Consider the following 14,435-nt stretch of genomic DNA (forward strand, 5'->3'; position numbering starts at 1 on the left):
AATGAGAAAGAGGTAGTGAAAATGACGCAAATTGTAAATGTGATCGGTGCAGGGTTAGCTGGAAGTGAGGCTGCTTGGCAATTAGCTAATAGGGGAGTCCAAGTGAAATTATTCGAAATGCGTCCTGTGAAGCAAACCCCTGCCCATCATACAGATAAATTTGCGGAGTTAGTATGCAGTAACTCGTTACGTGCGAATAATCTGACAAACGCAGTAGGTGTCATCAAAGAAGAGATGCGCCAATTAAATTCATTGATTATTCAAGCGGCGGATGATTGTGCGGTACCGGCTGGTGGAGCGCTTGCAGTAGATCGGCACGAATTCGCTGGCAACGTCACGGACAAGGTCCGTAATCATCCGAATATAGAAGTGATCAATGAAGAAGTGATAAAAGTACCGGAAGGAATTACGGTAATCGCATCTGGTCCACTCACATCTCCAGCATTAGCTGAAGAAATTAGACAGCTAACTGGTGAGGATTATTTATATTTCTATGATGCTGCGGCTCCCATCGTAGAGGCTGATTCCATTGATATGGATAAAGTTTATTTGAAATCACGTTATGATAAAGGGGAAGCAGCCTATTTAAACTGCCCTATGAACGCGGAGGAATTCGAGCGTTTCTATGAGGCTTTAACATCTGCTGAAGTAGCGCCTTTAAAAGATTTTGAGAAAGAACTTTATTTTGAAGGATGTATGCCAATTGAAGAGATGGCGAAGCGTGGTGTGAAAACGATGTTATTCGGCCCTTTAAAACCGGTTGGACTTGAAGACCCTAAAACAGGTAAAGAACCAATAGCAGTTGTTCAGTTACGCCAAGACAACGCAGCGGGAACATTATATAACCTAGTAGGATTTCAGACGCATCTAAAATGGGGAGCCCAGAAAGAAGTATTAAAACTGATACCTGGATTAGAAAATGTGGATATCGTACGTTACGGCGTGATGCATCGTAATACATTCATCAACTCTCCTAGAGTATTGAACTGCACATACCAACTGAAATCACAACCAACCATTCTATTTGCGGGTCAAGTAACAGGTGTAGAAGGCTATGTTGAATCAGCAGGATCAGGATTGATTGCAGGCATTAATGCAGCGCAATTGGCAAAGGGCGAGAGACCGGTCCGATTTCCAAGAGAAACGGCACTTGGCAGCATGGCGCGTTATATCACGGAAGCTGACCCAAATAACTTCCAGCCGATTAACATCAACTTTGGATTATTTCCTGAGTTGAATAGGCGCTATAGAACAAAAGCCGAACGAGCGGACAAACATGCGACACGCGCATTGGATGCATTACAAGAATTTAAATCAACGACAAAATTATAAAAACTTTACTTTAACAACTTAAAGACGAACTGAAGATCGAACTCCATTTAATCGGAGTTTGATCTTCAGTTTTTTTGTTGTTGTCGCTTTGTGCAACTTTCTAGTTGGTATAACGTCTTACAATTAGGGAAATGATGAACAGTATGATAAATAATTACTTAGTATTAAAGTAATTTGACTGTTATGTGACGGAAAAGGTTCTTTAATTTAAAAATGATAAAGAATCAGTTTTTCAAAGTTGCCCAATAATCCTTGCTAATGTATAGTGTTTAATGGACTACATTCGGCTTTGATAGTATATATCGCACTATATATAATCAACACACTTTCGTATTTTCAGGTGCACGTTGTACGATGATAAATTCGTATTGAGGTGATAAAATGATCCCTGAAATAAAACAATTGGCAGAAGAATATGTATCCTATATTCGACTAGAGAAAAACTACTCATCCTACACGGTCGCAGAGTATGAAAAAGACCTTCGGGATTTTTTATTGTTTCTGCAAGAAGAGGGCATTGGGAAGTTGGAAGACGTCGACTATCCTGTAGCTAGATTATATATTACACGTTTATATGATCGTTCGTATGCAAGAACAAGCATTTCTAGGAAAATATCAGCCATTCGGTCATTTTTTACATTCATTAATGCTCGTTACGGGATTGAAGATCAAGCATTTCGATTATTGTATCATCCGAAGCAAGAAGAACGTCTTCCTGCATTTTTCTATCAGCAAGAGTTGGAAAAGCTTTTTGAAGTTACGGTGGGTGAGGATTTTCGCTCCTTGCGTGATCGTGCTTTACTCGAGTTGCTTTATGCGACGGGAATCCGTGTTGGGGAACTAGTAGAAATCGAAGTGCAAGATGTGGATCATTATTTAGGAATTGTAAAAGTAATGGGTAAAGGACGGAAAGAACGTTTTGTGCCATTTGGAAGTTTTGCAGGGGAAGCATTGCGGAACTATATAGACAGTAGTCGACCACAATTGATAAAGCAAAAGAAGCATACAAAACTGTTTGTCAATTTACGTGGAGATCCTTTGACGGATCGAGGCGTGCGCTATGTATTAGATGACTTAATGAAGAGAGCATCCTTACATACTAATATTACGCCACATATGATCCGCCATACGTTTGCGACACATTTGCTTGGCGCAGGTGCGGATCTTCGGTCAGTACAAGAGTTACTAGGACATAGTCATTTATCTTCAACTCAAGTCTATACCCATGTCACAAATGAACACTTACGCCAAACTTATTTACAAACGCACCCTCGTGCTTAGGAGGAACTATAATGAAATTTCATGCAACAACGATATTTGCTATTCATCATGATGGGCAATGTGCCATGTCAGGTGATGGGCAAGTGACGATGGGCGAGTCGGTCGTCATGAAACACACAGCGAAGAAAGTTCGTAGATTATTCAACGGCAAAGTCTTAGCTGGTTTTGCTGGTTCCGTAGCGGATGCATTTACGCTATTTGACTTATTTGAGGCTAAACTCAATGAATACGATGGAAATCTTCAACGCGCGTCAGTTGAACTTGCTAAAGAATGGCGTGGAGATCGGATCTTACGTAAGTTAGAAGCATTGTTACTCGTTATGGATGAACATACACTATTACTTGTTTCAGGTACTGGTGAAGTAATAGAGCCGGATGATGGAGTATTGGCAATCGGTTCTGGAGGCAATTATGCATTAGCGGCTGGGCGTGCACTGAAGAAGCACAGCCATAAATTAACGGCAGAAGAAATTGCTAAGATTTCACTTGAGACAGCTGCCGATATTTGTGTGTTTACCAATCATAACATTATCGTGGAGGTGCTTTAAGTGATGAAGCAAGAAATGACTCCTAAAGCGCTAACAGCGTATTTAAATCGTTATATTATTGGGCAGGAAAAAGCTAAAAAGGCAGTTGCGGTTGCTATGCGTAATCGTTATCGTCGTATGCAATTGTCTGCTGAAGAACAAGAAGAGATCATTCCGAAAAACATTTTGATGATTGGACCTACTGGTGTCGGGAAGACTGAAATTGCTCGAAGAATTGCCAAGTTAATTCATGCTCCTTTCGTAAAAGTCGAAGCAACAAAGTTTACGGAAGTCGGCTATGTAGGACGAGATGTTGAGTCAATGATTCGAGATTTAACCGAAGTCGGAGTACGAATGGTAAAAGAAGATATGCGTGAAGCCGTAAAAGAGCAGTCCCAAAAGTTAGCGGAAGAACGTTTAGTAAAGCTATTGGTCCCTGAGGCGAAAAAGAATACCGAAGGTCAAAACCCTTTCGAAATGTTTTTCGGGCAAAAAACACAGCCTGAACCCGAACAAAAAGAAAATCAATCCGAAATTAGACGAAAGCGTTCAGAAATCGCTGAACAACTTGCGAGCGGTAGAATCGAAGAAAAAATGGTGACGGTAGAAGTGCAAGCGCAACAACCCTCTTTATTCGATGCGTTGCAAGGGTCCGGTATGGATCAAATGTCGGGTATGCAAGACGCTTTATCTTCGCTCATGCCGAAGAAGAAAATTCAGCGTCGCATGAAAGTAAAAGATGCAAGAATTGTACTGGAAGCGGAAGAAGCGGATAAGTTAATTGATCAAGATGAAGTAGCACGTAAGGGAATCGAATTAACTGAACAGGCGGGAATTATTTTCCTAGACGAGATGGATAAAATAGCAAGTAGCAATCAAAAGTCTTCTGGGGAAGTGTCCCGCGAAGGTGTACAACGTGATATTTTGCCGATTGTTGAAGGTTCCACAGTCACAACAAAGTATGGTGCAGTTAAGACAGATTATATATTGTTCATTGCTGCTGGAGCGTTCCATATGTCAAAGCCTTCCGATATTATTCCTGAGTTACAAGGTAGATTCCCAATTCGTGTAGAATTAGACAAATTGAAAAAAGAGGATTTTGAACGCATACTACGTGAACCCGATTTTTCTTTATTAAAACAATATGAACGTCTTCTTGCAACAGAAGATGTAGAAATTGAATTTACCGATGAAGCCATCAGTAAACTGGCTGAAATCGCATTTGAAGTAAATAATGAAACAGAAAATATTGGCGCAAGAAGATTGCATACGATTTTGGAGAAGTTGCTAGAAGATTTATCATTCGAAGCGGCAGAAATCGGACCTGCTTCCATCAAGATTACACTGGCATATGTAGATGAAAAGCTTGATGGCATTGTAAAGAACAAAGATTTGTCACATTTTATTTTATAATGAAGACGTAATAGTTTATTTAATGATTGAAAAGCTTTAGAATATTCATTAAAGTCAGAATAAGTCCTTGAGGAGGAACAATAGAAATGAGTTTATTAGTCAAAACAAGAAAAATCAATGCAATGTTACAACAGGGTGCAGGTGGTCCTGTTAACTTTAAAGAGATGGCAGAAGAGCTGAGCAACGTAATTGATTGTAATGCGTTTATCGTGAGCAGAAGAGGTAAATTACTTGGTTTAGAAATCCATCACCAAATTGATAATGATCGCATGAAAAAAATGTTTGAGGAACGTAAATTTCCTGAAGAGTATACAAATCGTTTGTTCCAGATTAATGAAACGTCTCCAAATATTGATATCGAAAGCGAACATACAGTATTCCCTATCGAAAACAAAGAACTATTCCAAGAAGGTTTAACTACAATCGTACCGATCATTGGCGGTGGCGAACGCTTGGGTACTTTGATTCTTGCGCGATTAAAAGATGGTTTTACAGAAGATGATCTAATTCTTGCTGAATATGGTGCAACAGTAGTAGGTATGGAGATCTTACGTGAAAAGTCTGAGGAAATTGAACATGAAGCGCGTAGCAAAGCGGTTGTACAAATGGCTATCAACTCGTTGTCTTACAGCGAGCATGAAGCAATTGAGCATATTTTCAAAGAGTTAGACGGAAACGAAGGATTACTTGTAGCGTCTAAAATTGCTGATCGTGTGGGAATTACACGTTCAGTAATCGTCAATGCACTTCGTAAACTTGAAAGTGCTGGCGTTATTGAATCGCGTTCTTTGGGAATGAAAGGTACGTATATTAAAGTATTGAACGATAAATTCCTAGAAGAGCTTGAAAAACACAATTCATAATACTACTGCTTGAAAGAGAAATGTTTAGAAACTGAAGGAACTTCCGTTATTACGGATTTTCTTCAGTTTTTTATTTTTATTAATTTACTATCCTGTTTATGGACTAGAATTCATGTTGCGTTTTATACTACATAGGAAATTTTAATTAAGAACTTAATATTGAGTAGAAAGATAGAGGAGTGAAGAAATTTTATCAGCTTATATAGCATAACTGTTTTACATAATGCGACAAATCATACCAAAAAACTCGGACAGGAATAGAATACCACTTACTACTTATTTTGTTGGGAAATCCATATGATGCTTAGTGATTAGTTATAATGTATAGAATAATCTGAACTCATCTGAATGGTTACTTTGTACTATAAAATCATTTAGAAAACATTGGACAAAAATCATTAGTCTCCGCTACAATAGAGTAGTAGAAAAATAAGGAAGAATTTTATCGAAAATAGTATTAAAGAGTAGTATGGTATAAGTAGAATTCTAAAAAAAACGCGAAAAATGAACTAAATGAGGGAAGGGTGGGGGAACGATGGAGATTTATGGTGGTACCATCAACCTGCTTGAAAAAGGATTGAATTACTCATCTGCGAAAGGTAAAGCAATTTCGCAAAATATAGCGAATGTAGACACACCCAACTATAAAACTAAAAATGTTAACTTTAAAGAAGTGTTTTCTAATGAGAATAGTAAAGTCCTAGAGGCATATAAGACCGACTCCAAGCATTTAGACTTTACACATTCCACGCCAAGTAAAACATTCGACATATCAAATTTCCGTTACCGGCAAGATCGCAATGGCGTGGATATGGACAAACAACAAGCAGACTTAGCGGCAAATCAAATTTATAACTCCGCGTTAATAGAACGATTAAATGGGAAATTTAATTCATTACAAAGTGTTATTAAAGGGGGACGTTGATGATGGGTATATTTCATAGTCTGAATTCATCGGCTTCTGCATTGACGGCTCAACGTTTGCGTATGGATGTCATTTCTTCCAATATGGCGAATGTTGATTCAACTCGGGCCAAGCAAGTAGATGGCGAGTGGCAGCCGTATAGAAGGAAAACCGTCACGTTACAACCGAAGGAAGGGCAGTTTTCTTCATTTTTGGAAGCGGCGAAGGGAGTTCACTCACGGGGGAATGCAGGAAATGGAGTGGCTGTAACACGTGTGAAAGAAGATCGTGAGACTCCATTCAAATTGGTATTTGATCCTTCTCATCCAGATGCGAATGAAGAAGGATATGTGGAAATGCCAAATATCGACCCTTTACGCGAAATGATTGATTTAATGTCTGCAACAAGATCATATGAAGCGAATGTAACAGCGTTGAATGCAAATAAATCTATGCTAATGAAAGCATTGGAGATCGGAAAATAATATACTAGTATTCTATTGGGAGTGAACTGAATGGCGATACAATCAATTACAGGTGCTATGCCTGCTATGTCAATCCAGCAACCTGAAGTTAAAGCACAAAAAACACCTTTCGAAGCTCAACAGAATTTCTCGGCAATGTTAAACGACGCGATTCATCAAGTAAACCAAACACAAAATGTCTCAGATGCTATGACGACAAAACTTGTTAAAGGTGAAGATGTCGATTTGCATAATGTGATGATCTCGGCACAAAAAGCGAGTATTGCATTCAATGCAACAATGGAAGTGCGCAATAAAGTGGTAGAAGCATACCAAGAAATCATTAGAATGCCTGTCTAATTGATAGAAAGCACTAGGCGTAAATGGAATTGCGCCTAGTGAGGCTGACCGGGGGATTAGAATGAAAGAAAGATTGACAAAGCTCAGGGCGGATCTCAAAGCTTTCTGGGGAAGTCGAACAAAGAATCAAAAAATTATATATATAACGATAGCGGCTGGCATTATTGCGCTGGCGGTTTTTTTAACAATGATTATGTCCCGTACTACGTATGTAACGCTTTATTCAGAAGTGTCGCCATCTGAGATTGGACGTATAAAAGAAGTCCTAGATGGACAAGGAGTACCTTACCTGGTGGAACCGGGCGGTACTGCAATTTCGGTACCTGAAAAACAACTGGATAATCTACGTGTATCACTAGCGGCAGAAGGATTTCCAGATTCCGGTCTAATCGATTATTCATTCTTCTCGGATAATGCGGGGTTTGGTACTACCGATAATGAATTTAATATGATTAAGCTTGCTGCGATGCAAACAGAATTAGCTAATCTAATAAAGGGTATAGAAGGTATTAAGGACGCAAAAGTCATGCTTACTTTACCGACAGAGGGAATCTTCGTAAATGACACAACATCAGAAGCAAGTGCAGCGATCATGTTGAAGACGAATCCCGGACAAAGATTTACCGAACAACAAATTACATCACTTTATAATTTAGTATCAAAGAGCTTGCCTAATCTGTCTAATGACAATATCGTCATCCAAAACCAATATTTTGAGTACTTTGATCTAAAAGATTCAGGAAATTCTTACGGGGCTAATGTGACGGATCAAATGGGCGTGAAAAAGACGATCGAGCGTGACTTACAACGACAGGTTCAAATGATGCTCGGTACATTGATGGGACAAGATAAAGTAGTTGTGTCTGTTACGACAGATATCGACTTTAAGAAAGAACAACGTGAAGAGAACCTTGTGACGCCTGTCGATCCAGAAAACATGGAAGGTATTGCATTAAGTGTACAACGGATAACTGAATCATTCTCGGGTACGAATCCTGCAGTAGGCGGTACACCTGAAGCGGAAGATCCGACTGATAGTCGTACTACGTATGTTGAAGGTGAAGGCGGAAACGGTGATTACGAACGTCTAGAAGAAACAATTAATAATGAAGTAAATAGAATTAGAAAAGATATAGTAGAGAGCCCATACAAAATAAGTAATATCGGTATACAAGTTATGATTGAACCTCCTACTGCTGATGATCCAACTTCATTGGCTCCAGAAGTGCGACAAGATGTTGAACGAATTTTAGAGACCATAGTACGTACTTCATTGGATACAGAAGTAGCTGGAGAATTAACCGATGAAATACTAGCTGAGAAAATAGCAGTTTCGGTTCAACCATTAAGAGGGAAAAACGTTGCGTTTGAAGATACTAAGACTGTCATCCCTTGGTGGGTATATTTGATTGGCGGTGTCTTGCTACTTGCAGTCATTGTTCTTGTTGTATTGTTCGTGCGCAAGAGACGCAACGAAGCAGAAATGGAAGAAGAGTTGGCAATGGAACAAGCTCAGACTCAATTTGATTCAGTACAAGTCGATGACATCAATATGGAACAAGAGACAGAAGCGACAGCTCGTAGAAAACAACTAGAAAAAATGGCTAAAGATAAACCAGAAGAGTTTGCAAAATTATTGCGAACATGGATCACCAAGGAGTAACGGAGGGGTTTAGTTGGTTAAGAAAGATAAAGACATGTCAGGAAAACAAAAAGCTGCTCTGTTGCTTATCTCATTGGGGCCTGAGGTGTCGGCTTCAGTCTATAAGCATTTGAATGAAGAAGAGATTGAGCAACTGACGTTGGAGATTTCCGGTGTGAAAAAAGTGGAATCCTCTGTAAAAGAAGAAATTATTGAAGAATTTCATAATATCGCTCTTGCGCAGGATTATATTTCTCAGGGTGGGATTGGCTATGCCAAGACTGTACTTGAAAAAGCACTCGGAAAAGAACATGCCCAAGCAATCATTAACCGTCTGACATCTTCACTCCAAGTGCGCCCGTTTGATTTTGCAAGACGCGCGGAACCATCGCAAATACTAAACTTTATCCAAAATGAACATCCGCAGACAATTGCATTAATTTTGTCTTATTTGGAAGCGGAGCAAGCGGGATTAATCTTGTCGCAGCTTCCGCAAGAAATGCAAGCGGATATTGCCAAACGAATAGCTACTATGGAATCAACCTCACCGGAAGTAATCAGTGAGATAGAAGCAGTACTTGAACGAAAATTATCATCTACTGTAACTCAAGACTTTACCGAAACAGGTGGCGTAGACGCAGTCGTTGAAGTGTTAAATGGCGTAGATCGTTCGACAGAGAAAACGATTCTCGATGCTCTTGAAATTCAAGATCCTGAGCTAGCCGAAGAAATTCGCAAAAGAATGTTTGTTTTCGAAGATATTATCACGTTGGATAACCGCTCAATTCAACGTGTCATCCGTGACTGTGAAAATGAAGACTTGATTTTAGCGATGAAAGTATCCAGTGAAGAAGTGAAAGATATATTATTCAAGAACATGTCACAACGTATGGCAGAATCTTTCAAGGAAGAAATGGATGTAATGGGTCCTGTTCGACTTCGTGACGTGGAGGAAGCGCAGTCTCGAATTGTAGGAATCATTCGCAGACTTGAAGATGCCGGAGAAATCATCATAGCGCGTGGTGGAGGAGATGACATCATTGTCTAATCTGTTTCGTTCCGAGCGAACTGTAATGAATCAACGTCCTACAAAAGCCATATCTATACGCAATTTGCAATCGATGGACGCTACAGAGACAGTGGAGGAGCCAGTTAGCACAGGCGAGATGTTCATGGAACGCAATCGTATGTTGCAGGAGATGGAGCAACGAAAGAACATTGTAGATACCGAAATTAAACAGCGATTGGATCAAGCAGCAGCGGATATCGAATCGATGCATGCAGCTTGGAAGAATGAAAAAGAAGAACTGCAACAACGGGCATATGACGAAGGGTTTCAAGTCGGATTCGATGATGGGCGCAATAAAGCACTTGCGGAAATGCGTGAAATGGTAGAGGCTGCGAACGAAACTACTACATTATCTTACGAGAACGCAACGCAATATTTAATCAATCAAGAACGAGTAATTCTGAATATCGGAATTCACTCGGCAGAACGAATAATTAATAAAGCGTTAGAAGACGACGACGAGACGTATTTATCCATCGTGCGTAAAGGGATTAAGGAAGCGCAAGAGAGTAAAGAGGTAAAATTATTCGTACCGATTGAACAGTTTAAAATGGTGACGACACATCGCTCTGAACTGGCTTCAATCTTTCCGCCCGAAACCCCATTCCTTATTTTCGTCAATGAAGATTTCAATGCAACAGATTGTTTTATCGAAACGAACCATGGTCGAATCGTAGTGAGTGTAGATGAGCAACTGAATGAGCTGAAAGAGCAATTGGTGAAAATCATGGAAGATGGTGTTTGAATTTGAAAAAAGCTGAAGATTTAATTCCGATCATTCCAAACATCAACACATTGAAAAAGTATGGTCGGGTAATACGAGTTGTGGGTTTACTAATAGAATCTGAAGGTCCTGAATCGTCGATAGGAGATGTATGTTTCATCCATTTGAATGTTCCTGAAGGGGGACGTTCTCTAATTCAAGCAGAAGTTGTAGGATTTAGGGCAGAGATTGTCATGTTAATGCCATACACCGATATACGCAACATTTCAAGTGGCTGTTTAGTTGAAACATTAGGTAAGCCCCTTGAAGTGAAAGTAGGCATGAATCTACTAGGAAAGGTCCTTGATTCTCTAGGGAAACCTATTGATTCAAGCGTGTTACCTAAAGGTTTGGCAACTGTTCGTACAGAAAACAGTCCACCGAACGTTTTGACACGCCCTACTATTAACGACAAGTTAGCTGTAGGGGTGAAAGCCATCGATGGAATGTTAACGGTAGGTAGCGGTCAGCGTGTAGGGATTTTCGCAGGTTCGGGTGTTGGTAAAAGTACATTGTTAGGGATGATTGCACGCAATACAGAAGCGGATATTAACGTCATCGCCCTTATAGGAGAACGTGGCCGTGAAGTCCGTGAGTTTATCGATAGAGACTTAGGGCCAGAAGGTCTAAAAAGAACAATTGTAGTTGCAGCGACATCTGATCAGCCCGCGCTTATGCGAATTAAAGGTGCCATGACAGCAACAGCCATTGCAGAGTACTTCCGGGATAAAGGTCTGAACGTTATGTTGATGATGGACTCAGTCACACGTGTAGCCATGGCGCAGCGTGAGATTGGTCTAGCGGTAGGTGAACCGCCTGCAACGCGAGGATACACGCCCTCTGTTTTCGCTATTCTTCCTAAACTATTGGAACGTAGTGGAACTAACGAAAACGGAGCGATCACTGCATTCTACACAGTGCTAGTTGATGGTGACGATATGAATGAGCCGATAGCGGATGCCGTGCGAGGCATTCTTGATGGTCATATAGTCTTGGATCGTACACTTGCTAATAAAGGTCAGTATCCCGCGATCAATATTTTGAAAAGTGTCAGTCGTCTGATGAATCACATTGCAGATCCTGATCATTTGAAAGCGGCGGCAAAATTACGCGAACTGTATTATGCCTATGACAAATCTGAGGATTTAATTAATATTGGTGCATATAAAAAAGGGACGTCACGCGAAATCGATGAAGCGATTGAATATGAACCAATCATTACCGACTTTCTAAAACAGAAGTTTAATGAGAATATTCAATTAGAAGATACGGTAAATGAAATGATTGCGTTAGCTTCTGGAGGAGGAGAACGGAGATGACTTCTTTCCGTTATCGTTTTGATAAAGTACTGAATTTACGGGAACAAGAACGTGATGAAACAGAAATGGCTTATAAAGAGGCGATTGAAGAATTTGAAAAAATCGCAACACAGCTGTATGACCATATGAAAAAGAAAGAAACGATCTTAGAAGAACAGCAACAACGAATGACTACTGGTTTTTCCATCGATGATTTGCACAGTTATTCCCGATTCATAAATACGCTTGACCTAACGATTGATCATATGCAGCAAGAAGTGATCAAGTCCCGTTCGAAAATGAATTGGTATGAATCGCAGTTGCTGGAGAAAAATATCGAAGTGAAGAAGTTTGAAAAAATGAAGGAAATTGGGAAAGAACAATATGATGCTGAAATGGAACATGTAGAGATAAATCGAATTGACGAACTATCGACGATGAAGTTCCGTTCAAGAGAAGACGGGTGGTAGAGTGGCTAAATTGAAAAAGAAAAAAGAGGCTGGGGAATCAGTTGGAGAGCAGAGCAAAAAGTCTATTGGGTTTTTCCAAATATTGCTCGCATGGGTTATCATACCTCTTATGTTCACAACGGCTGTCGTTTTAATCATAGCCAAAGTAGCTGATGTAAACGTCTTCGATCAGGCGAAAGAGTGGACATCCAAAATTCCATTCCTTGAACAAAAAGCACCTGATGAAAAGGTCGAAGGAGATCTAATATTAGAAGATCGTGTTATTTCACTTCAAGCAGAAATTCAAGAAAAAGAAGCACAATTATTCGAAGTTCAAGACGAACTTACACAAGTGAAAGATTCGAACGAAACGCTAGTAATTGAAAAAGAAAAATTGAATGAAGAAATCGAGAAATTAAAACTAGCGCAAAGTGAATCTACGCGTGATTTTAAAGAAATTATAACGACTTACGAGCAAATGTCCGCCAAATCATCAGCCCCTGTTATTACAAAAATGGGAGATGCGGAAGCTGTCCAAATATTATCTAGTCTAAAGCCCGCTACTTTAGCAGCTATCCTAGAGAAAATGTCCCCTGAAGATGCAGCTAAATATACTTCTATGCTTACAAAGTAGTATAATAGTAATTGAGGGAGGTGAAAAAGTGAACTTAGGACTATTAATGAACGTAAGTTCCTCAGGGATGCCGTTGAAATCATCTATTTCTACAGTTAATAGTGAGAGTGGAGGATTTGGAAGTATGTTTCAGGGCATCATGTCCGCTAGTTCTGTTCCGGCTAAGCAACAATTAGTGGGTTCTATATCAGAGCTAACTACATTAGTAGGTAATGTTCTCAACACCGATTCCTTAGAGAAGTTAGAAGGAATTGTTGAGGAGTTGAAGCAGTCTGTTCAGTCACCCGTTGTAGCGCAACTAGTAAAAGAGGCTAGACTGCTTCAAACACAGTTAGTAAATGAAGCGACTGTCAAAAAAATGTTATCTGGAATAGTAGAAGAAGAACCGCTTCAAAACATTCCAGTTTTGTTAAATGAAGATGTTGAAATGAAGTTAACGAATATAGTAAATCTGCAGAAGTTTCCTAGTCTGCAACAATTAGCACATCAAATTAGCGGAGAACCTGATAAACTAATAGAAACGATTACAAACGTCCTAGAAGATGCCGGTATGACCAAAGAACAATTTGACCAGTTAGCAGCAACAGGAGACATATGGTTTGTGCTCGATGTGTTACAACAATTACCAACTGCGAACATTAAAGAGGCGATGGGACAAGTACCGCCAAAATCAGCTGTAGAAGTGATCGCATTGCTTAAAGCAGTTGAATTGGTAGCACCTAAGCTTGATTTGTTTACAAAGCAAGTAGATCTCGTGAAAACGATCCAGCCAATTCTTTCACAATTTGCAAATCAGTTAGAACAAAAGGCCATACAGCCTGAAGTGAAACACACAGTACAAATTCCACCGACTATGCAACACGTCATTCGAATTTCGACGGAACAAATGAGCGCAGATACCGAGCAGCAAAATCAACAGTCAAAGCCTAGTGAAACAGTGGCTCCATTGTCAGCTGTCACTACTACTGAAACTAGACCAGTATTCCAACTGAATGCTACAGAGAAAGTACCGGAAAGCCGAAGTGAAGCATTGATGCGGGAATTCCAAGCCATATTAAACCGAGCAAACTTTGGCCAAACGAATGGAATAAATCGTATTTCAGTCAAACTGTACCCGGAACATCTCGGACAAATTCGTATTGAATTATTGGAAGTAAACGGTGTAATGACTGCGAGAATCTTGGCATCTACTGCGATAGCACGTGAAATGCTGGATAGCCAGATGCATCAGTTGCGTCAAGCTTTCAATCAACAGAACTTGCAAGTAGACCGAATTGACCTATCACAAACTCTGCAAGATCTGTCGAAGAGTGATAGAGAACAAGCGTTTAATAAACAAAATCAACAACAAAAAGAGCAGGCTACCGAACAAAATGAAAATGCAAATGAACCAGAACAAACATTCCAAGAATTCATGATTGAATTGGAGGCGTAAA

General features: G+C 39.8%; 15 protein-coding genes. All 15 read left to right on the top strand.

The annotated features are described in order from the left end of the window. Positions 1–21: 21 nt before the first annotated feature. The 15 genes from trmFO (at position 22) to CSV63_RS01035 (ending at position 14,434) form a co-directional block, all read left to right on the top strand. Positions 22–1,332 carry an FADH(2)-oxidizing methylenetetrahydrofolate--tRNA-(uracil(54)-C(5))-methyltransferase TrmFO gene (gene trmFO / locus CSV63_RS00965; protein WP_099694143.1) on the top strand — a complete coding sequence of 437 codons (1,311 nt, stop codon included), beginning with the start codon at positions 22–24 and terminating at the stop codon, positions 1,330–1,332. A gap of 381 nt (positions 1,333–1,713) precedes the next feature. Next, the gene (xerC, locus tag CSV63_RS00970) at positions 1,714–2,613 is read left to right on the top strand and encodes a tyrosine recombinase XerC (protein WP_099694144.1); all 900 of its coding nucleotides are present in this window, start codon (positions 1,714–1,716) and stop codon (positions 2,611–2,613) included. Between the two features lie 8 nt (positions 2,614–2,621). Beyond that, a complete protein-coding gene (gene hslV / locus CSV63_RS00975; RefSeq protein WP_099694145.1) occupies positions 2,622–3,161 on the top strand; it encodes an ATP-dependent protease subunit HslV in 540 nt (179 codons plus the stop codon). After that, positions 3,162–4,553, top strand: coding sequence for an ATP-dependent protease ATPase subunit HslU (gene hslU / locus CSV63_RS00980; protein ID WP_369823766.1), 1,392 nt, complete (start codon positions 3,162–3,164; stop codon positions 4,551–4,553). It begins immediately after the preceding gene. An 86-nt stretch (positions 4,554–4,639) separates the two neighbouring features. Continuing rightward, complete coding sequence (gene codY / locus CSV63_RS00985; protein ID WP_099694146.1) at positions 4,640–5,416, top strand: GTP-sensing pleiotropic transcriptional regulator CodY; 777 nt, start codon at positions 4,640–4,642, stop codon at positions 5,414–5,416. Between the two features lie 535 nt (positions 5,417–5,951). Beyond that, on the top strand, positions 5,952–6,341 hold the full coding sequence (gene flgB / locus CSV63_RS00990) for a flagellar basal body rod protein FlgB (RefSeq protein WP_099675140.1): 390 nt from the start codon (positions 5,952–5,954) through the stop codon (positions 6,339–6,341). 2 nt (positions 6,342–6,343) lie between these two features. After that, positions 6,344–6,805: a flagellar basal body rod protein FlgC gene (gene flgC / locus CSV63_RS00995; protein ID WP_099694147.1), complete on the top strand. Its 462-nt coding sequence runs from the start codon at positions 6,344–6,346 to the stop codon at positions 6,803–6,805. Positions 6,806–6,835: 30 nt separating this feature from the next. Next, a complete protein-coding gene (gene fliE / locus CSV63_RS01000; RefSeq protein ID WP_099694148.1) occupies positions 6,836–7,144 on the top strand; it encodes a flagellar hook-basal body complex protein FliE in 309 nt (102 codons plus the stop codon). Between the two features lie 61 nt (positions 7,145–7,205). Further along, positions 7,206–8,807: a flagellar basal-body MS-ring/collar protein FliF gene (fliF, locus tag CSV63_RS01005; RefSeq protein WP_099694149.1), complete on the top strand. Its 1,602-nt coding sequence runs from the start codon at positions 7,206–7,208 to the stop codon at positions 8,805–8,807. 13 nt (positions 8,808–8,820) lie between these two features. Next, positions 8,821–9,834 (top strand): flagellar motor switch protein FliG, encoded by a 1,014-nt coding sequence (gene fliG, locus CSV63_RS01010; protein ID WP_085133234.1) that lies wholly within the window; start codon positions 8,821–8,823, stop codon positions 9,832–9,834. Then, positions 9,827–10,600, top strand: a complete 774-nt coding sequence (gene fliH / locus CSV63_RS01015; RefSeq protein WP_158233882.1) for a flagellar assembly protein FliH — start codon at positions 9,827–9,829, stop codon at positions 10,598–10,600. The genes fliG and fliH overlap by 8 nt, the downstream gene beginning before the upstream one ends. Further along, complete coding sequence (gene fliI, locus CSV63_RS01020; RefSeq protein WP_099694151.1) at positions 10,597–11,937, top strand: flagellar protein export ATPase FliI; 1,341 nt, start codon at positions 10,597–10,599, stop codon at positions 11,935–11,937. The genes fliH and fliI overlap by 4 nt, the downstream gene beginning before the upstream one ends. Further along, positions 11,934–12,386, top strand: a complete 453-nt coding sequence (fliJ, locus tag CSV63_RS01025; RefSeq protein ID WP_099694152.1) for a flagellar export protein FliJ — start codon at positions 11,934–11,936, stop codon at positions 12,384–12,386. The genes fliI and fliJ overlap by 4 nt, the downstream gene beginning before the upstream one ends. Before the next feature lies 1 nt (position 12,387). Beyond that, positions 12,388–12,999, top strand: a complete 612-nt coding sequence (locus tag CSV63_RS01030) for a MotE family protein (protein ID WP_099694153.1) — start codon at positions 12,388–12,390, stop codon at positions 12,997–12,999. 28 nt (positions 13,000–13,027) lie between these two features. Next, positions 13,028–14,434, top strand: a complete 1,407-nt coding sequence (locus CSV63_RS01035; RefSeq protein ID WP_158233883.1) for a flagellar hook-length control protein FliK — start codon at positions 13,028–13,030, stop codon at positions 14,432–14,434. Position 14,435 lies beyond the last annotated feature (1 nt).

The sequence above is a fragment of the Sporosarcina sp. P34 genome, assembly GCF_002743375.1.
Classification (GTDB): domain Bacteria; phylum Bacillota; class Bacilli; order Bacillales_A; family Planococcaceae; genus Sporosarcina.